Origin of the sequence: Vibrio sp. 10N.261.46.A3 (assembly GCF_041472995.1) — a bacterium.
Taxonomy (GTDB): Bacteria; Pseudomonadota; Gammaproteobacteria; order Enterobacterales; family Vibrionaceae; genus Vibrio; species Vibrio coralliirubri.
Genome location: NZ_JBFRRH010000038.1, coordinates 34,543 through 53,343 on the forward strand (window position 1 = coordinate 34,543; position 18,801 = coordinate 53,343).

The 18,801-nt window shown below is 46.5% G+C and carries 18 protein-coding genes; 13 read left to right on the forward strand and 5 right to left on the reverse strand.

The genetic code is table 11. The features are described 5' to 3' along the window. Nucleotides 1–2: 2 nt before the first annotated feature. Complete coding sequence (locus AB4484_RS10810) at nucleotides 3–1,334, reverse strand: ferric reductase-like transmembrane domain-containing protein (RefSeq protein ID WP_372078036.1); 1,332 nt, start codon at nucleotides 1,332–1,334, stop codon at nucleotides 3–5. A gap of 235 nt (nucleotides 1,335–1,569) precedes the next feature. Between AB4484_RS10810 and AB4484_RS10815 the strand changes: the two genes are divergently transcribed. The 3 genes from AB4484_RS10815 (at nucleotide 1,570) to AB4484_RS10825 (ending at nucleotide 3,578) form a co-directional block, all read left to right on the forward strand. Then, nucleotides 1,570–2,259: a flavin reductase family protein gene (locus tag AB4484_RS10815; RefSeq protein ID WP_372078038.1), complete on the forward strand. Its 690-nt coding sequence runs from the start codon at nucleotides 1,570–1,572 to the stop codon at nucleotides 2,257–2,259. Nucleotides 2,260–2,379: 120 nt separating this feature from the next. Next, a complete protein-coding gene (locus tag AB4484_RS10820; RefSeq protein WP_372078040.1) occupies nucleotides 2,380–3,171 on the forward strand; it encodes a CLCA_X family protein in 792 nt (263 codons plus the stop codon). Nucleotides 3,172–3,254: 83 nt separating this feature from the next. Further along, on the forward strand, nucleotides 3,255–3,578 hold the full coding sequence (locus tag AB4484_RS10825) for a DUF4144 domain-containing protein (protein ID WP_050645882.1): 324 nt from the start codon (nucleotides 3,255–3,257) through the stop codon (nucleotides 3,576–3,578). A 116-nt stretch (nucleotides 3,579–3,694) separates the two neighbouring features. Here AB4484_RS10825 and AB4484_RS10830 read toward each other — a convergent pair whose 3' ends face one another. Beyond that, nucleotides 3,695–5,023, reverse strand: a complete 1,329-nt coding sequence (locus AB4484_RS10830) for an anaerobic C4-dicarboxylate transporter (RefSeq protein WP_010432780.1) — start codon at nucleotides 5,021–5,023, stop codon at nucleotides 3,695–3,697. A 411-nt stretch (nucleotides 5,024–5,434) separates the two neighbouring features. On the opposite strand from AB4484_RS10830, the gene AB4484_RS10835 reads away from it, so the two are divergent. The 10 genes from AB4484_RS10835 (at nucleotide 5,435) to AB4484_RS10880 (ending at nucleotide 16,967) form a co-directional block, all read left to right on the forward strand. Beyond that, complete coding sequence (locus tag AB4484_RS10835) at nucleotides 5,435–6,094, forward strand: HAD family phosphatase (protein ID WP_010432777.1); 660 nt, start codon at nucleotides 5,435–5,437, stop codon at nucleotides 6,092–6,094. 175 nt (nucleotides 6,095–6,269) lie between these two features. Beyond that, the gene (locus tag AB4484_RS10840) at nucleotides 6,270–6,896 is read left to right on the forward strand and encodes an HD domain-containing protein (RefSeq protein WP_372078043.1); all 627 of its coding nucleotides are present in this window, start codon (nucleotides 6,270–6,272) and stop codon (nucleotides 6,894–6,896) included. A gap of 41 nt (nucleotides 6,897–6,937) precedes the next feature. Beyond that, nucleotides 6,938–7,465 carry a GNAT family N-acetyltransferase gene (locus AB4484_RS10845; protein WP_372078045.1) on the forward strand — a complete coding sequence of 176 codons (528 nt, stop codon included), beginning with the start codon at nucleotides 6,938–6,940 and terminating at the stop codon, nucleotides 7,463–7,465. A 97-nt stretch (nucleotides 7,466–7,562) separates the two neighbouring features. Further along, nucleotides 7,563–8,249, forward strand: a complete 687-nt coding sequence (locus AB4484_RS10850) for a DNA-3-methyladenine glycosylase I (RefSeq protein ID WP_372078047.1) — start codon at nucleotides 7,563–7,565, stop codon at nucleotides 8,247–8,249. A 194-nt stretch (nucleotides 8,250–8,443) separates the two neighbouring features. Continuing rightward, nucleotides 8,444–9,178 (forward strand): GntR family transcriptional regulator, encoded by a 735-nt coding sequence (locus AB4484_RS10855; RefSeq protein ID WP_048611788.1) that lies wholly within the window; start codon nucleotides 8,444–8,446, stop codon nucleotides 9,176–9,178. A gap of 452 nt (nucleotides 9,179–9,630) precedes the next feature. Beyond that, the gene (gene xdhA / locus AB4484_RS10860) at nucleotides 9,631–11,076 is read left to right on the forward strand and encodes a xanthine dehydrogenase small subunit (protein WP_372078050.1); all 1,446 of its coding nucleotides are present in this window, start codon (nucleotides 9,631–9,633) and stop codon (nucleotides 11,074–11,076) included. After that, nucleotides 11,069–13,474, forward strand: a complete 2,406-nt coding sequence (gene xdhB / locus AB4484_RS10865) for a xanthine dehydrogenase molybdopterin binding subunit (RefSeq protein ID WP_372078052.1) — start codon at nucleotides 11,069–11,071, stop codon at nucleotides 13,472–13,474. Before xdhA ends, xdhB begins: the two co-directional genes overlap by 8 nt. Before the next feature lie 47 nt (nucleotides 13,475–13,521). Beyond that, nucleotides 13,522–14,403: a xanthine dehydrogenase accessory protein XdhC gene (gene xdhC, locus AB4484_RS10870; RefSeq protein WP_017630713.1), complete on the forward strand. Its 882-nt coding sequence runs from the start codon at nucleotides 13,522–13,524 to the stop codon at nucleotides 14,401–14,403. A gap of 59 nt (nucleotides 14,404–14,462) precedes the next feature. Further along, the gene (gene guaD / locus AB4484_RS10875) at nucleotides 14,463–15,797 is read left to right on the forward strand and encodes a guanine deaminase (protein ID WP_050620127.1); all 1,335 of its coding nucleotides are present in this window, start codon (nucleotides 14,463–14,465) and stop codon (nucleotides 15,795–15,797) included. 288 nt (nucleotides 15,798–16,085) lie between these two features. Next, complete coding sequence (locus AB4484_RS10880; protein ID WP_372078055.1) at nucleotides 16,086–16,967, forward strand: AEC family transporter; 882 nt, start codon at nucleotides 16,086–16,088, stop codon at nucleotides 16,965–16,967. A gap of 111 nt (nucleotides 16,968–17,078) precedes the next feature. Here AB4484_RS10880 and AB4484_RS10885 read toward each other — a convergent pair whose 3' ends face one another. The 3 genes from AB4484_RS10885 to AB4484_RS10895 are packed head-to-tail and all read right to left on the reverse strand — an operon-like array spanning nucleotide 17,079 to nucleotide 18,427. Then, nucleotides 17,079–17,459 carry a carboxymuconolactone decarboxylase family protein gene (locus AB4484_RS10885; protein ID WP_048611799.1) on the reverse strand — a complete coding sequence of 127 codons (381 nt, stop codon included), beginning with the start codon at nucleotides 17,457–17,459 and terminating at the stop codon, nucleotides 17,079–17,081. Nucleotides 17,460–17,519: 60 nt separating this feature from the next. Beyond that, nucleotides 17,520–17,876, reverse strand: a complete 357-nt coding sequence (locus AB4484_RS10890) for a MerR family transcriptional regulator (RefSeq protein ID WP_122082335.1) — start codon at nucleotides 17,874–17,876, stop codon at nucleotides 17,520–17,522. Nucleotides 17,877–17,908: 32 nt separating this feature from the next. Beyond that, nucleotides 17,909–18,427, reverse strand: a complete 519-nt coding sequence (locus AB4484_RS10895; RefSeq protein WP_048611803.1) for a hypothetical protein — start codon at nucleotides 18,425–18,427, stop codon at nucleotides 17,909–17,911. Nucleotides 18,428–18,801: the final 374 nt, after the last annotated feature.

The following is an 18,801-nucleotide window of genomic DNA, read 5'->3' on the forward strand; positions in this document are numbered from 1 at the left end:
CTTTAGCGCATCACAAACAGCTCTTCGTGGTAGTGCTTTTCAATATCAAATTGATAGGTGTCTAATTCTTTTTTCAATGATGTAGAGAACAACTCCGGCCCGCAGAAATACATCTCGTATTCGTTGAGGTCGCCACATTGATTGACAATTCTTCCGGCATTCAGTCGAGGTGAATGTAAGGTGTCTATCACGGTCAACTTCACACCAACCGCGTGTGCAAGGTGCCACAACTCATCGATTAATTGCTTATCAACACCGCGAGTACAATAAAACAACTCAATACGAGGATGATCTCGTTCTGTTTTGAGCGCTTCAAGTGTTGCAAAAAACGACGCAATCCCGACGCCACCAGCGATCCAAATTTGTGGCTTGCTTAGGTCAAAATCAAGTCGACCATAGGGTCCTTCAACCGTAACCGCATCGCCCGCTTTCACTCGTTCATAAAGGCCATTAGTAAAATCACCCAGCTCTTTGATCAAAAAGCGTAGCTCTGAATCTTGACTGCCAGAAACAATGGTAAACGGATGCGGGTCTTCATTACCGAAACGCAAGTATGCAAACTGCCCAGCGTTATGACCATGCCAAGATGCATCAGGTTTTAACACAAGCTCCATCACCTCAGCTTGTGGAAAATATCGAGTCGAGGTAATGGTCGCTGAGTGACGATTACTACGCCCAACTAAGCCCAATAAACTGTAAATCGCTGCGATAGACCCAACCAAAGCAAATGCCACAGTTAGATAATAAATAGGCTCTCCCCAATACGCTCGTTTAAGCAGTATTACTGAGTGAAAAGCGATAAACAGGTACGCAACCGACATCAGACGGTGCGACAGTTTAAACGGTTTGTACTTCACTGCCGCCCATAGTGACGCCACAAGTAAAATGAGTAATAAGTAGAAGCCCCATTCGCCAATACTCTGAGCAATACCGCGCAATTCATTGACCCATAACTCCCATACAGTCAAAACAGCTTGCGGCCCTGAACCATCGTGTCGAGCAGGCTTATCTAACACGCCAGACACCACCAATGACTTAGGAATTTGGTACCACAACCAGTGTGTCACACCCAGTGCAACACCACCGATACCGAGCCATTTATGGACTCGATATGCTTTATCCATACCTTTCAGCCAATTCTCAACCATAGGCAAACGCATCGCCAAGATCATTGTGATGGACATTAACATCAGAGACAAAATACCTGAGTACTGAATCATGGCTGAGCGCCATTCAAAGACATCGCTTGAAGCGAATAATTGCGGTTCCATCGCAAACCAAAAGGCTGACATTGTGGCAATCATTGCCCAAATGATATTGCGGACTGTTTTCATTTTTTAACACTCATAAAGACGACATCATTACTTTAGCTCCTGTGATGTAAAGGGACGTCAACGCGCGTAAATCTATGCAAAGGATCTCGTTCATTGTGCTGTAGCAGAGATAAAAGAGACAAACTGCCCACGGCCAAACTAAGCGCTCTTTGATCGATAAAAGCGGATTCTTCGTACATATAAGTCCGTTAGTGAGCATGCTCGAAGATAACAATAAATGAGAAGAAGAGAAGATATGAAAGACATGACCCTTTCTAAACAAGATATCCAAACAATGGACCAGCGCCACCGCATTCGTTTGGTTAATTCTTTGTCTGGATTTAAAAGTGCCAACTTAATTGGTACTTGTGATAAGCAGGGGTTTGAAAATCTTGCGATAGTAAGCTCTGTCATTCATCTAGGGTCTGATCCCGCGCTGCTTGGTTTTATTGTTCGCCCAGATAAAAGCCGCCGTCATACGCTAGAAAACATTCTAGAAACGAAGTACTTCACCGTTAACAGCATTGGTGCTGACTTTGTTAAAAAGGCCCATCAAACCTCAGCTCGCTACCCTAAACCAATCTCAGAATTCAACGCGGTCGGTTTAACGGCCTATTATGACGACACATTTCCTGCTCCCTTCGTCTTGGAAAGCAGTTTAAAGATAGGGTTAGCGTTCAAAGAACAGATCACTATCGAAAGCAATCAAACACAAATGTTGATCGGTGAGGTTATAACGATTCACGCACCCAAACGCGCCGTGATGCCGGATGGCTACCTTGATTTAGAAGTTTTGGATTTAGTCACGGTATCGGGGCTTGATAGCTACCACGTAACCCAAAGACTGCACCGATTAAGCTATGCAAAACCACAACAGCCACTCTTTCCACTCACTCGTGAAGGTAACCCAACCTCATGGGAAGCGTTCGAACTCAATCTAGACTAATTTTGTTCGGTAATTTGCTATCAAAAGTGCTAACGTCCTTTAACTCAAAAAGATGCACCTCATACAAGTGCATCTCGCTGAGCATCTCATTCATTCTTACGTCTGTTTCCAAGGACCCTTTTGAAGTTAACTCACTTTAAATACAAAACGCGCGAAGGCCCAGACTACCGACATGGCGATCAGGTGTCTTTTATGGACATCAAACAGACCTTCGGTATGGGCAGCATTCGTGTGGGTGCTTGGGTGACGAAAGAAGAAAAAGAGTTGGCTGCAAATCTGATATTCGACTCGTTAGCAGACTTGGCTTACATCTTGGCTCTGCCACCAGAGGCAGTTGGCCTACGCGGTACATTAGGCCTAGCGTTTGGCAGTGGTGGCAGAAAAGGCGTACAAGCACACTACGCACCAAACCAGAGAGAATTAGCCCTCGCCAAGAATGCTGGAGCTGGCGCGCTCGCACACGAGTTTTGGCATGCGTTTGACCACTATATCGCAGAGAAAGCGTTCGAAATCGGCGATACCTCTGGCCCAAGAAAGCAAATCTTGTTCGCCAGCGACTGTTGGTTGCACGATAGAAAAGTAAGACCTCATCCATTAAACGAGAGTTTGATGTCTCTGTTTGACGCCACTTTGCTTAGCGACAATAACTTGGACAAACACGATTACGTGGCTCGCAGTGTTATTGCCGACAAGGCGATGTCTGCCCGTTACTTCTCACTACCCACAGAGATGATGGCGCGTGCCTTTGAGTCGGTGATTGAATCGTGTTCCGATATCAAGAACGCTTATCTGGTCAATGGCACAACCAAGCCTGATATGTACCCCGTGTATCCAGATATGGCGCATCGCAAAGAGATATACCAAGCGCTGCAAGGTTACTTCGTACCATTAGGGCGATCTTTGAGTAAATAGCGCTTAGGACAGCACATGACCAAAGCTTCGAAAGCGTTTATAGTCCAGACACACACTTCAATATGCATGATTTAGAGGCAGTAATGATCAGTTGGCCATCTTTGGTAAAACTCGACGGTGACGATGAGCTTATTTACGTCGCGTCCGAACAAGATTTTCAAGCAGAATGCTCAGATATGATCTTGGGCGAAGATGATTACCTCATCGATTCAGAGGGCGACAGCTACTCGCTTCAATCAAACTCAAACCAACTGGGTTTAACTAAACGAGCCGAGCAGTATTCGGTTGAAAGCGTGACTAAACTGATTCGAAATCACGAGTTCCAGAAGGCAGAAGTGTGCCTGATGAAAATCCACTTCCTGACTATCGAAGAAGCGATTCAGTCTTTGGCGTTTGAGCCACGTTAATATTGGTTTAGATTCGCATCAAAGCATCCAATCAGAACAAACAAAAACAGCGCCTCAATAGGCGCTGTTTTCGTTTCTTATCTCGTTATCGCTTAATTAAGCGACAAAAAGTAAGATTAAGCGATAAAAATCTGTGCTAGTGCGTAGCCCAAGCAACATGCGCCTACTACACCGATTAAACCAACCGACATGAATGAGTGGTTGAAATACCACTTACCAATCTTGGTGGTGCCAGACACATCGAAGTTCACCGTTGCAATGTCTGATGGGTAGTTAGGGATGAAGAAGTAGCCGTAAACCGCTGGCATCAAGCCGATAAGCAGTGCGGGGTCTAATCCTAAGCCAAGGCCAACCGGTAGCATCATACGAGCAGTTGCTGCTTGAGAGTTCACCACAACCGATACGATGAATAGCGCTAGTGCGAACGTCCATGGGTAGTTGGTCACCATTTCCACGATGCCAGATTTAAACTGAGGCATTGCGTATTGGAAGTAAGTATCCGACATCCAAGCGATACCGAAGATAGCAATCGCCGCCACCATACCCGATTTGAATACCACGCCGTTTGGCACATCTCGCGGGTCAGTTTTGGTCGCTAACAAGATGATACCACCGAAGCAGAGCATCATCATTTGGATGATCACCGACATCTTGATTGGCTTGTCGCCGTCTACGATGGTTCTGATCTCAGGCACCATCGCCACGATAACAATCACGACAATTGAAAGTAGGAAAATCAATACCGCATTACGAGCCGAAGTTGGCAGCACTTCATCCAAAGACGTCGCAGTGGTGCTTTCGATACGTTTTTTCCACTCAGGATCTTTTAGACGAGCTTGGTATTCAGGATCATCGTTCAGCTCTTTACCGCGTTTCAGGCTGTACAAAGAAAGCAAAAACGTACCAAACAGCGTTGCAGGCACCGTCACCATCAAAATAGAAAGCAGAGTAATAGAGTGTTGAATATCTGAAAGTTGTGCGAGGTAGTACACCACAGCCGCTGAAATTGGTGATGCCGTAATGGCCAGTTGAGACGCGACAGACGCCGCTGCCATTGGGCGCTCAGGACGAATCCCGTTCTTCAGTGCGACATCGCCGATGATTGGCATGATGGAGTAAACCGCGTGGCCAGTACCCAATAGGAAAGTCATCGAGTAAGTCACGAACGGAGCTATCAGGGTAACGCGTTTCGGGTTCTTTCTTAGCACCCTTTCCGCCACTTGCAGCATGTATTTCAAACCACCTGCCGCTTCGAGAATCGAGGCACAAGTAACAACGGCGAGGATGATCAGCATTACGGTGACAGGTGGAGACGTTGGTGGCATCTTGAAGACAAACACCTCGATAACCAAACCAATACCCGAAACAACACCTAAGCCAATACCGCCATACCGAGACCCGATATAAAGGACGACTAATAAAAATAGAAACTCAAAATACAACATAAGCAACCCTGCTAAAAATGTGGACTAATGTTATTTTCTCCCTAAGTTCAGCCATTTACTTATTGCTTGGTCACACTATGATTGCAGGCTCCCGGTAATTGTTTTTTATAAGATTATGGTCACGCTAACACGCCCGTAAGTTTATGAAATGTAATAAGAAGCCAGACGCACAAGCTAGATTTGTTATGTGGAATAATCATAATTGTTTCTGTTAGATCTGGATGGCCTATACAATATCAGGCTCATAACTTAACGATATTATTCCAACTACAATCAATCACACTTAAAGTCATTCAGAAGCATATTGCCGAGCCGATTGGATACATTCTTACTGAACGCTGACTCGCCTATCACTAGACACTATGTCAAAATACCTGCCCTCACGACGACAACACAGAAAGAACCACGTATATGAATTTTCAAGCTGCTATTTTTGATATGGATGGACTGCTGCTCGACACTGAGCGACTTTGTATGCAGGTTTTTGAAGAAGCATGTCACGCGCAAGGTGTTCCGTTTTTACAAGATGTCTACCTAGGCATCATTGGTTGTAACGCAAAAACCATCGAACAGATTTTTCGAAATGGTTACGGTGAAGGGTTAGACTACCCAGCGCTGAATAATGAATGGCGCACGCGCTACAGTGCAATTGTTAAAAACCAAGCAATCCCAGTAAAAGATGGCGTGATTGAGCTGCTTGAATGGCTAAAATCAAACGACATTCCAATCGCGGTGGCGACCTCCACTCAGCTTGATATCGCAAAGAAGAAGCTTGAGCTGGCTGGCCTAGATTCGTACTTCACCTCGTTAAGCACAGGCTGCGAAGTGACTCACGGCAAGCCTCACCCAGAGATCTACTTACTGGCGGCAGAACGCTTAGGTGTCGCACCTGAAACCTGCCTAGCGTTTGAGGACTCAAACAACGGTATTCGTGCATCAATGGCAGCGAACATGATCAGCTTCCAAATTCCAGATTTGGTTGAACCTTGCGAAGAAGTTAAAGCGCTTGGTCACACGATCAGCCCGTCACTGCATCATGTATTGGCGCAGCTGCAACAGGCCGCCGCTTAAAAGCCCATCACAGCAATTTAAGACCAATATTAAGCCGACTCACTGAGTCGGTTTTTTTGTGGGTATTCCTTTTATAAAAGATAAAAAATCGCGCTAGAAACTGTTACAGTCGATGTGAAACTGATGCTAACTGACAAGCAACATTGATAACGTCTAGAAAGGGAGAAAGGGACGCGTGATTGAAAAAATTGAAAGCCAACTGCTTGATTTTGCACAACAACAAATGACACAAGATGCGGCGCATGATATCAGCCACATCAAGCGCGTCGTCAAAGCTGCTAAGGCTTTATGTACTCAAGAACAAGCTAAGCTTGAGGTCGTTCTGCCTGCCGCTTACCTTCATGATTGTTTCACCTTTCCCAAGAACCACCCAGACCGAGCCCAAAGCTCACAAATGGCGGCAGACAAGGCGATCTCTTTCCTCAAATCTATCGAGTATCCCGCGTCTTATCTCGACGAGATCCATCATGCGATTGTCACGCACAGCTACAGCGCCAACATCACACCAGAAACTTTGGAAGCTCAAATAGTCCAAGATGCCGATCGCCTAGATTCTCTCGGTGCGATTGGCATTGCTCGCTGCCTGTACGTCGGCCAAAGCTTTAACGCTGAACTCTATAACCATCAAGATCCGTTCGCGAAGCAACGTGACTTAGATGACAAGCATTACAGCGTCGACCATTTCTACGTGAAGCTGTTTAAGCTCGCTGAAACCATGAATACAGAATCCGCCAAGTTAGAAGCCAACAAGCGCACCGACTACATGCGCGGTTTTCTAGAACAGTTGGGCGCAGAAGTTTAACGGATTAAAAAAGAGACACGCGATAAGTGAGAGGGAAGGATATGGAAATAAACCGCTTTAAAGCATCCGACGCTGAAGAGATCGTCACTTGGTTTACATCCCTAGAAGACTACGTTCTATGGGGCGGGCGAACATTTGGTTGGCCATTAGAAGCAGCCTCCATCATCGAGAGATCTCAAGAGCCACATGTCGAGCTCTATACCTTTTCTGCATCTAAGTCACACTCTGAACCGAACGCCGATTCAAACGCAAACTCAAACGCCAGGGACTTGCTTGGCTTTATGGAATTTCAACGCATGTCAGACAATGAACTTCGCTTTTGCCGAGTTGCGATTCACCCAAACCAACGAGGCAAAGGGCTTGGGCAATCCATGATAGAAAGTGCATTAGACGCTGCGAAAAAAATCCCTGATGTCACCACCATCACCTTGGCCGTATTCAAGCAAAACCACGGCGCAAAACGCTGCTACGACAAAGCGGGCTTTGAGGTGGTCGACAAAGAGCCGAGCGTGAAAGAGTTCAATGGCAAAACATGGCCCTTGTATCAAATGGAATTAAAACTCTCTTAATTGGCTTTCATTTGATTTGAAGACAATGGCTTAAGCTCCTTTTCATATAGAAATTAGTCCCCATATCATAAAGAATCGCTTTAGTTTGGAACCTCCAATGACCCAAGAAAAATTCGACACTATTTATCAACGTGCGGCTCACCGTAAAGGCGGAGCTACCGAGCTCGAAAAGATTGTTCGTGCGCCCCTTTCCCAAGCCGAGTTATCGCAAATCACCGACGACCGTTGGCTAGCCGCCTTTACCGAAAAGGTATTCCAGTGTGGTATTTCGTGGAATGTGGTGAGAAAGAAATGGCCGCAATTCGAAGAAGTGTTCTTTGAATTCGACATCGAAAAAATGCTGATGCTGCCGAACGAGATGTGGGAGCAGAAAGCACAAGACCCGCGCATTATTCGTCACCTTACTAAGGTGATGACTATCCCTGCCAATGCCACCATGATTCATAATGCCAAGCGTGAGGCGGATTCCTTCTCACAAATGGTTGCCGACTGGCCATCAGAACGTATCACTGAACTTTGGGATTATCTGAAAAAACACGGCAAGCGATTAGGTGGTAATACTGGTGCCTACACTCTGCGCCAAATGGGCAAAGACACCTTCATCTTGTCATCAGATGTTGAAGCACACCTACGCAGTACCGATGTGGTGGATAGCGGCCGTAACACCAAGCGAGCACAAGTCGCGGCAAGTAAGGCTTTCAACGAATGGCAGCAACAATCAGGTCGTAGCCTGAGCGAAATCAGCCAGATCGTGGCGTACAGCTGCGGAGATAATCGCGTCTAGCTTTAGGGCTAATGACTTAAAGCTCTAGTTTGCACACAGTTCCCTGCAAACTAAATATTACAAGTCATTAACAAATAAGCGTGCATCGCACTTTCATCCAGTGGCATTGTATAGATAAATGTATACAATATAGAGTAATACTCATGAATTATTCTCGACCAACCCAACTCGACTAAACAAGGGTCCTTATCTCTATGACAGTTCTCAAAAACTCTGTCTCCAAAGGTGTAAAAACGAAAGTAACAGGCCAGACTCAAGACGATGTTGTTTACTGCCATATCTTCGACGCGATACTAGAACAAAGGCTGCCACCAGCCACCAAATTAAGCGAAGAAGCACTAGCAGAAATCTTTGGCGTTAGCCGTACTATTATCCGCCGTGCCTTGCTGCGCCTCTCCTTAGAACAAGTTGTGGTGATCCGTCCTAACCGAGGTGCTGTGATTGCAGCCCCAACAGTAGACGAAGCCAAGCAGATATTTAAAGCACGTGAAGTGATGGAAATTGCTATCACTGAGCTAGCGGTTAAGAACGCAACCAAAGCCCAAATCGACGAGTGTAGAAAACTGGTCGCGAAAGAGAACTGCGCCTTTGACCAAGGTGACTATGGTTCTGGCTTACGTTTATCTGGTGAGTTTCACATCAAACTGGCTGAAATGGCTGAGAACGCGCCACTGCTGGCTTTCCAACGCAGCTTGGTATCGCAAACCTCTCTGCTTATTGCCCAGTACGAAACGGGCAGCCACTCAAATTGCTCTCTCGATGAGCATGAAGGATTGCTTGATGCGATAGAGTCTGGCGATGAAGAGCAAGCCGTTGACCTAATGCGAGAGCATTTAAGCCACATTCGCTCCAAGCTCAACCTAGACAGCAACACAGCTTCGAGCGACCTGCATGTGGTGTTCTCTGATCTGCTCAAGAGCAAATCATAGTTCTGCTAACTAGATAGCCAAATCTTTTGTTAACAACTTTTTATTAACAAAACAGAAGAGAAGTAAGCCTCAGCGTTTACTTCTCTTTTTTATGCGTAAACCCCTCCTCCATCGTTAGAAAATCACCACTACTTCCCCTGCTCGCCTTGTTATTACTTGCCTGAATGAGGCTATAGAACTGAATAACACCGATGCGCTCACCTCCTTAAACTCCTACAATTTTTGTATACATAGATAAAAACACATTCACACCATTAAACTTACTAAAAGACCGTCAACTCTTTATAAAACAAACAAATAGACAATGAAATAAATTGTATACAATTCAATATGACACTTCATTGTTGCATTTTTGTAAATAAATAGTTGACCGCAGGGTCAGGATGGATAATTATTGACCTAGAAGTCAAAAAGAATACACATGGAAATATGTCGATATACAAGGAGGTCTCTTGATTACTTTTTTGCTCAATCAGGAAATAAGACGTGAAGACAATCTGTCACCTAACATGACAGTGCTCAACTACCTTCGTACCAAGGTTAATAAAACCGGTACAAAAGAAGGTTGTGGGTCCGGTGACTGCGGTGCATGTACGGTAGTTCTCGGTGAAGTGGTTGATGGACAACTGCAATACCGCTCGGTGAACTCTTGCCTGACGTTCGTTTCAGCGCTGCATGGCAAACAACTGATCACGGTAGAAGATCTGCAAAATCGAGATCGCTCTTTGCACCCAGTGCAGAAAGCGGTGGTTGATTTTCACGGTTCACAGTGTGGTTACTGCACGCCGGGCTTCATCATGTCGATGTTTGCACTAGGCAAAAACAAACCCGATGCGAGCAAAGAAGACGTCATGGAATCACTGGCGGGTAACCTATGTCGCTGTACGGGCTACCGACCAATTGTTGATGCAGCGATGTCGCTTTCAACAGACCAACCTTTGATCGACCAGTTCGCTGAGCTCGAACGCAACACCATCAAGAAGCTAGAAAGTATTCAAGACACCGAGGCCAACTTACGCCTTGGTCACCTCACCGCTTTTTCCCCGAAAAGCACTGATGAGCTGGCCAAGCTTTTTCAAGCCCACCCGAACGCTAAGCTGGTTGCTGGCGGTACGGATTTAGCACTGGAAGTGACGCAATTCCATCGTGAGATTGAAACGCTGATCAGCGTAAACCTTGTTGAAGACATGAAGGTATGTAAAGAGACCGACACCGATTTAATCGTTGGCGCTAACCTGCCGATCAGCGATTCTTACGCGCTACTGAAAAAACACTACCCAGATTTTGGTGAACTGTTGCATCGCTTTGCTTCACTGCAAGTACGTAACCAAGGCACCATCGGCGGTAACGTGGCGAATGCCTCGCCTATCGGTGACACTCCTCCTCTGCTGATTGCCCTTAACGCGAAGATCAAACTTCGTTGCGGCGATGAGTCACGCACCATGCCGATTGAAGATTACTTCATCAGCTACAAAGTGACGGCGCAGAAAGAGAGTGAGTTCATTGAACAGATCATCATTCCTAAACCAACTAACGATAGCTTCCGAGCTTACAAGCTGTCTAAGCGTTTAGATGATGACATCTCTGCAGTGTGTGGTGCGTTTGATATTCAAATCGAAGACGGCAAGGTTTCTTACGCTCGTATCGCCTTTGGCGGTATGGCTGCAACACCTAAGCGCGCGGCGCGATGTGAAAATACGTTATTAGGCAAACCGTGGACAGACGCTAATATTAAGTTAGCGATGCAGGAACTGTATAACGATTTTGAGCCGCTATCTGATTTCCGTGCAAGCCAAGAATACCGTTCATTGTCGGCGGCCAACATGCTGCGTCGCTACTTCATTGAACAACAGAACAAAAACAACCAAATCGAAACAAGGGTAACGTCTTATGTCTAAATCAAATTCCTCTGTTCACAAGAGCAATGCGATGACCCACGAAGAGATGGTTACCATTGCAAAACAAGACCTAAAAACTGGCGTAGGTAAAAGCGTTAAACACGACAGTGCAGCCAAGCAAGTCACGGGCGAAGCGGTATACATTGACGACCGCCTAGAGTTCCCAAATCAGCTGCACGTATACGCACGCCTGAGCACTCAAGCACACGCGAACATCACTAAGATAGATTTATCACCGTGTTACGAATTTGAAGGCGTGGCAATTGCCATTCAAGCGAAAGACGTACCGGGTGAACTGGATATTGGTGCAATTCTTCCTGGTGACCCACTGCTTGCCGATGGCAAAGTAGAATACTACGGTCAACCTGTGATTGCCGTGGCAGCTAACGATTTAGAAACCGCACGTAAAGCCGCACACGCTGCAATCATTGAATATGAAGAACTGCCTGCGATTCTTGATGTAAAAGAAGCGCTAGAGAAAGAACACTTCGTCACAGAGAGCCACACTCAACAACGTGGTGACTCGAAAGCCGCACTGGCAAAAGCAAAACACGTGATCTCTGGTGACCTAGAGATCGGCGGCCAAGAACACTTCTACCTAGAAACTCAAATCAGTAGCGTGATGCCAACCGAAGACGGCGGCATGATCGTGTACACCTCGACTCAAAACCCGACCGAAGTTCAAAAACTGGTTGCGGAAGTGATTGGCGTACCAATGCACAAAGTCGTGATTGATATGCGTCGTATGGGCGGTGGTTTCGGTGGTAAAGAGACTCAAGCAGCCTCTCCAGCGTGTATGGCTGCGGTTATTGCTCACCTCACCGGTCGCCCAACCAAAATGCGTTTGCTGCGCAGTGAAGACATGCAGCAAACCGGCAAACGACACCCGTTTTACAACCAATACACCGTCGGTTTTGACGACAATGGAGTGATTCAAGGTGCCGACATTACCGTTGCAGGTAACTGTGGCTACTCACCAGACTTATCAAGCTCTATTGTCGACCGTGCGATGTTCCACTCAGACAACGCTTATTACCTAGGCGATGCAACTGTGGTCGGTCATCGATGCAAAACCAATACCGCATCGAACACCGCTTACCGTGGTTTTGGTGGCCCGCAAGGCATGATGACGATTGAACACATCATGGACGAGATTGCGCGTTACCTGAAAAAAGATCCTTTGGAAGTACGTAAGGCGAACTACTACGGCGAAGAAGGCCGTAACGTGACCCATTACTACCAAACCGTTGAAGACAACTTTTTACCTGAGATAACCGAACAGCTTGAACGCAGCAGTGACTACCACGCACGTCGTAAAGACATCGCTGAGTTCAACAAGCAGAGCCCTATCTTGAAGAAAGGCCTTGCGATCACACCAGTGAAATTCGGCATCTCGTTTACTGCGACTTTCTTGAACCAAGCAGGTGCGCTCATCCATATCTACACCGATGGCAGTATTCATTTGAATCATGGTGGTACGGAAATGGGGCAAGGCTTGAACATCAAAGTGGCACAAATCGTTGCACAGGAGTTCCAAGTCGATGTCGAACGTATCCAGATCACCGCTACAAACACAGACAAAGTTCCGAACACATCACCAACCGCAGCCTCATCGGGCGCCGACCTCAACGGTAAGGCCGCGCAAAACGCCGCAATAACGATTAAGCAGCGCCTGATCGACTTTGCTTCTTCACACTTCAAAGTGTGGCCTGAAGAGGTGGTGTTTAAGAACGGCATGGTGCAGATCCGCGACGAGATCATGACCTTCAACTCGTTTGTTGAACTGGCTTGGTTTAATCAAATTTCGCTGTCGAGCACTGGCTTCTACCGCACTCCGAAGATCTATTACGATCACGAGAAAGCGCGCGGTCGTCCGTTCTACTACTACGCGTATGGCGCATCTTGTTCAGAGGTTATCGTCGATACTCTAACCGGCGAAAACAAGATTCTACGTGTCGATATTCTGCATGACGTGGGTGCTTCACTGAACCCTGCAATTGATATCGGCCAAGTCGAAGGTGGCTTTGTGCAAGGTGTCGGTTGGTTAACCACGGAAGAGTTGGTTTGGAACCAACAAGGCCGCTTAATGACCAATGGCCCGGCAAGCTACAAGATCCCAGCGATTGCCGATATGCCAATTGATTTCAGAACGCACCTTTTGGAAAACCGCAGCAACCCAGAAGACACCGTCTTCAATTCGAAAGCCGTGGGTGAACCCCCTTTCATGTTGGGTATGTCGGTATGGAGCGCACTGAAAGATGCGATTAGCTATGTTGCTGCCGATGGCGCGATTCCCAAGCTCAACACACCTGCAACGCCAGAACGTATTCTGATGGCGATACAGGAAGTAACTGAAACGGCTCCGACTTCGGTCGATGCTCAATCAGAAACGGCTTAGGGCGTAATAAACAGCTAGGGAAGCATAAAAGGGATTTAGGAGGACATATGTTTAAGGATAATTGGATTCACGAACTGGCAAAACTGGAAGAGAACTACGAACCGTGTGTGATGGTGACGGTGCTCGAAGACAGAGGTTCCGTTCCACGCGATGCGGGCACCAAAATGCTTGTCACTCGTGACCGAATCATCGCTACGATTGGTGGTGGTCACCTTGAACATGTGGCCACTAAAATGGCGCGTGAAATGCTGATTGCCAGTGAAAAGTCACTCAAAGTGGAACGCTTCAACCTAGGCGCTCGCTTAGGCCAGTGTTGTGGCGGAATGGCAACGCTAAGCTTTGAACCGATTGGCACTCAGCAGAACCACCTTGTGCTGTTTGGCGCAGGACATGTTGCCAAAGCGCTGCTGCACATTGTCGCGACTCTGCCTTTCCGTGTGACCTGGATTGATGAACGTGAAGAAGTGTTCCCTGAAACGCTGCCACACGGTGTTAAAAAGCTTGTTTCAGACGATCCGGTTGGTGAAGTAAAACACATGCCACCGAACAGCTATTACCTAGTGATGACGCACAACCACCAGCTCGATTTTGACCTAACCAAAGCCATTATCGACCGTGAAGATAGCCGTTACTTCGGCATGATCGGCTCGCTCACTAAGCGCAAGAAGTTCGACTTCCGCTTAGAGCAACGCGGCTACAGCCAAGAGCAAATTGAAACCATGATTTGCCCGATTGGCATTAGTGCTGTGAATGGCAAACATCCTGCCGAAATTGCGGTATCGGTTGCGGGTGAACTGATCGCACACTATCAAGGCCAAGCACTTGAACAAAAGCGCCCAACCAAACAATATCGAAATCAGGATTTGACCGATCAACACAGTCAACCAAGCGACGTAGGCGAACCACCATTGGAAGAGAAGATCGCCTAACACAAGTCGCAAAGCTTCAGTGGCCATAACGTCGCTGAAGTCATTAAAAGGAAGTAAACATGACAACGCAACGCAAAGCTTATCGCGCCAGCATTTTACACAGCGTCGCCGACCCAAAAGACGTCGGTATCGATGAGTCTTACGACTATTTTGAAGACGGTGTTTTAGTGGTTGAGAACGGCCATGTAGTCGACCTCGGGCATGCCGACGAGGTATTAGCTCGCCAACCTAAAACACTCGAAGTAAAAGAATACAAAGACAAGCTGATCACCTCTGGCTTTATTGATACGCACATCCACTACCCTCAAACAGGGATGATCGCGTCTTACGGTGAACAGCTACTAGATTGGTTAGAGAACTACACCTTCCCAGAAGAAAAACGCTTTAAAAACCCAGTCTACGCACACAAAGTGGCGAAGCTATTCCTAGACGAATTGGCAAGCAACGGCACCACTACTGCACTGGTTTTTGGCACGGTACACAAAGAGTCGGTTAACGTGTTCTTCGAAGAAGCTGAGAAACGTAACCTACGCATGATTGCAGGTAAGGTATTAATGGATCGCAATGCGCCAGACTACCTCACCGACACACCAGAATCTGGCTATGCCGACTCCAAGGAACTGATTGAGAAATGGCACAACCGCAGCCGTTTGCTTTACGCGGTGACACCTCGTTTTGCGCCAACCAGTACACCAGAGCAACTTGCTACTGTCGGTAAACTGCTAGAAGAATATCCAGACGTGTACATGCACACTCACCTTTCTGAAAACGAGAAAGAGATCGAGTGGGTGAAATCGCTGTTCCCAGAGCGTGACAGTTACCTAGATGTCTATGACCATTACGGACTACTTCACAAACGTTCGGTATTTGCTCATGGTATTCACCTATCAGATTGCGAATGTAAACGCCTTGCTGATACTGAATCTGCCATCGCCTTTTGCCCAACTTCGAACTTATTCTTAGGCTCTGGCCTATTCCGATTACCAGAGATGGAAGAACACGGCATTCGTGTCGGCGTCGGTACTGATGTTGGCGCAGGCACCAGCTTCTCGATTCTGCAAACCATGAGTGAAGCGTACAAGATCATGCAGTTACAGCATAAGAAGCTCCACCCAGCTAAATCGCTGTTCTTGGCCACACTAGGCGGTGCTCGCTCGCTGCATCTAGAAGACAAGATTGGTAACTTGGAAGTCGGAAAAGAAGCGGATTTCGTGGTGTTGGATCTACACGCAACTCAGCTGATGCGCTTTAGAATGGAACAAGCCACCAAACTGGAAGAGAAGCTGTTTGTACTGATGAGTTTGGGTGACGACAGAACCGTTAGCGAGACTTACATCTATGGCGAAAAGGCCTACGATGTGAACTTCAAAGATTACAAGAAGCTCGTTAGTTAGGCTTAAAACCGAGTAACAATCGCTAGACAGCGACAAGTCGTCGTTAATTAAAAATCCGTCCAGATTTATCTAGCCTTTAAAGACCAGTTGCTGATGCCACTGGTCTTTTTTGTACTTCATTCAAAGAAATATAAATTAACCGTTCACAGACAACGATCTTCGGTGACGCCAAGTCATTATATTGATAGGTTAATGTTTATACATTTCGACTTCATACTTCACTTTAGCGTCTCTCTAAAACATTCGTTTATCAGCTAAATGGAAGCACCCAATCTAGAAAGGAATTCTATGTTCGAACAGGTCGTCAGCATTCTGTTTCCCGTTTTTGCTTTAGCCAGTGCTGGCTTTGCTGTGGGTCGTTGGCTCAAGCCCGATTTCAAACCGATCAATCGCATCAACATGGATGTTTGTATCCCTGCTTTGGTGTTTGCCTCGCTGACCACCATGCCTCTCGACACAGAGCAATTGCCACTCATCACCGCTTCTTTGGTTGCGGTGTTAGTGCCCGCTTTATTGATGATACCAATCTGTAAGATCTTTAAGCTCAATTTCAAAGCTTGGGCTCCGCCACACATGTTTCGTAACAGCGGTAACCTTGCGATTCCTCTATTCACCTATACCTTTGGTGAGAGTGCACTAGCCCCAGCAGTACTGTTGTTTGTGGTATCGGCGTGTGTTCATATTAGTGTAGGTTTGGCGCTCCTAAGCGAAGGTAACCCAATCAAACAGATCCTCAAGATGCCAATATTTTTAGCGGCTGCATTAGCGATGACGCTCAACCTGTCTGGCATTACAGTGTGGAATCCAATCTACGAAGCCACATCGTTACTTGGCCAAGCAGCCGTGCCTATCATGCTGTTATCGCTGGGTTCGCAAATGGTGAACTTGAAGCTAAGCGGACTCAAAGTAGGCTTACTGTGCACGGCTCAATCGCTGTTCACAGGGGGCATCGCCTTTGCCATCATCTACTTCTTTATTCCACTGCCTACACTGCACCTACAGATGATGGTGCTGTTCACCATGCTGCCACCCGCCGTGATGAACTACCTGTTCGCAGAAAGGTTCAATGTCGAGCCGCCTAAAGTCGCGTCTATGGTGTTGTTCGGCAACTTCCTGAGCGTGGTGACTTTGCCTATTTTGCTGTCGTTCGCGCTGTCTATGTCACCTTAAAGAATCGAGAACCCTCAGGTTTAGGACCTTGAAAACTTAGCCAATAAATAAAAAGGGAGCGCAACTTAGCAAAGTTGAGGCTCCCTTTTTAGAATGTATTTTTTGTTTCTCTTACACTGTGTTTCTCTCAGCAAGCACTTCCTTGAAAGCAAACATGCCATTGAGTGCCGAAGGGAATCCCGCATACACCGACATCTGCAATATCACTTCTTTAATCTCTTCCTCGCTGCACCCAACATTGAGTGCCGCATTCAAATGCACCTTAAGCTGAGGCGCACAATTGCCGAGCGCAGTGAGAGCTGCCACGGTCGCAATCTCTCGCGATTTCAAATCCAAACCGGGGCGTGAATAGATGTCACCAAAGGGATATTCGATTGTATATTTGGCAAGATCGGGGCAGATGTCTTGCAGGCTGTCGATAACCTGTTGCCCTGCTTCTCCGTCGATATGATTAAGTCTTTCTAAGCCAATGTCGAAACGTGATTGATTCATGTGTCTGTTCCTGTATTTATAGTTCACAGGAACACCTTACAAGTTAGAGTCGACTCTAAGTCAACGGACTTTTCCATCTCGATACAAACTAATTTTTTGCTCTAGCGCAGCCAGATGCTTTTGCTGTTCTTCAATATGGGCTCGCAAATTCTGTTGATGTTGTTCCAGCAACACTTGGCGCTGCGAAACAGATTCTGGCCCTAATTCCCTTAGCTTTGCGTATTCTAAAATCTCATCCAGTGGCATAGCGGTGTCTTTCAGCCGCTTCACGAACTCAATCCAAGTGACGTCCTTCGATGTATAGACTCGATGCCCGCTACTGTTTCGCTGAACATTTTTCAACAAGCCGATTTTTTCATAGTAGCGAAGCGTGTGGGCTGACAAACCCACCAACCGAGAAAACTCACTCACATTCATTACTTCACCTTTTCTATCTGGGTATAGGAAAACTATGCGCACTTATCTAATTTGAGCTCTGCAGTCACTTTCGTCAAACGCAACGCAATAGCGAAACAGACTAAGTAAGGACTCACATACCAGAAGAGGCTTTCTAATGGCTGCTTCACCTGCGCTTCTCTGGTTTTTATGTATTGGTTTTTCTGCTTCTCATACTGACTCAGCATACCACTCACCCACACAGCATCACTTTCAACCAGCGACACGCTCGGCGCAGGAACCGTAAAATCCGATGCGTTGGGTAACAAGGTGAAATCGACATCTTTGAACGTGATTGCCGTGTTCAAATACCACAAACACGCTTCATGGTGCTGAGCGTGATTATCTAAAGATGGTTGACCGGTGCAGGTATCACTTCGCAGCTTATCCAAAGAAAACTGCTGAACCGATTCTAAAATCGCCACCGCTCTGGTTTGTTCTGTTTCAACCCAATCACCCGCTACTTTCGCACGAATCTCAGACACTGCACCCAGCATCCCGATACCTGCCAAGAACGGCCATAGATAATCCATAAGCTTCCATTTGCGTCGGCTCAAGTTGAACCCACACCAAATCGGAAGATGAAAAAGGAGCGTTAGCCCAAGCGATAGCAAAACGAAATTCAAGGAGCTAGAGAGCATGAGTTCGCTATCAAAGAAGTTCTTCATAATGAGAGACTTGCCTGTATAACAAAGAGAAATTTGATACTAAATTCGATATTTGGAAAGAGTGTAAGGGGAAAGTAAAAACAGCACCAACAATTGGCGTTGGCGCTGTTTATTTAAGCATGTAGCTAACGAGACAGAACTTACTTCGGAATTATTCGATAGTACTGAAATCTAGGTTTCTAGGTATAGCTACACTAACAACCTGAGTGCCTGCTATTAAGCTGACTCTTATACACAAA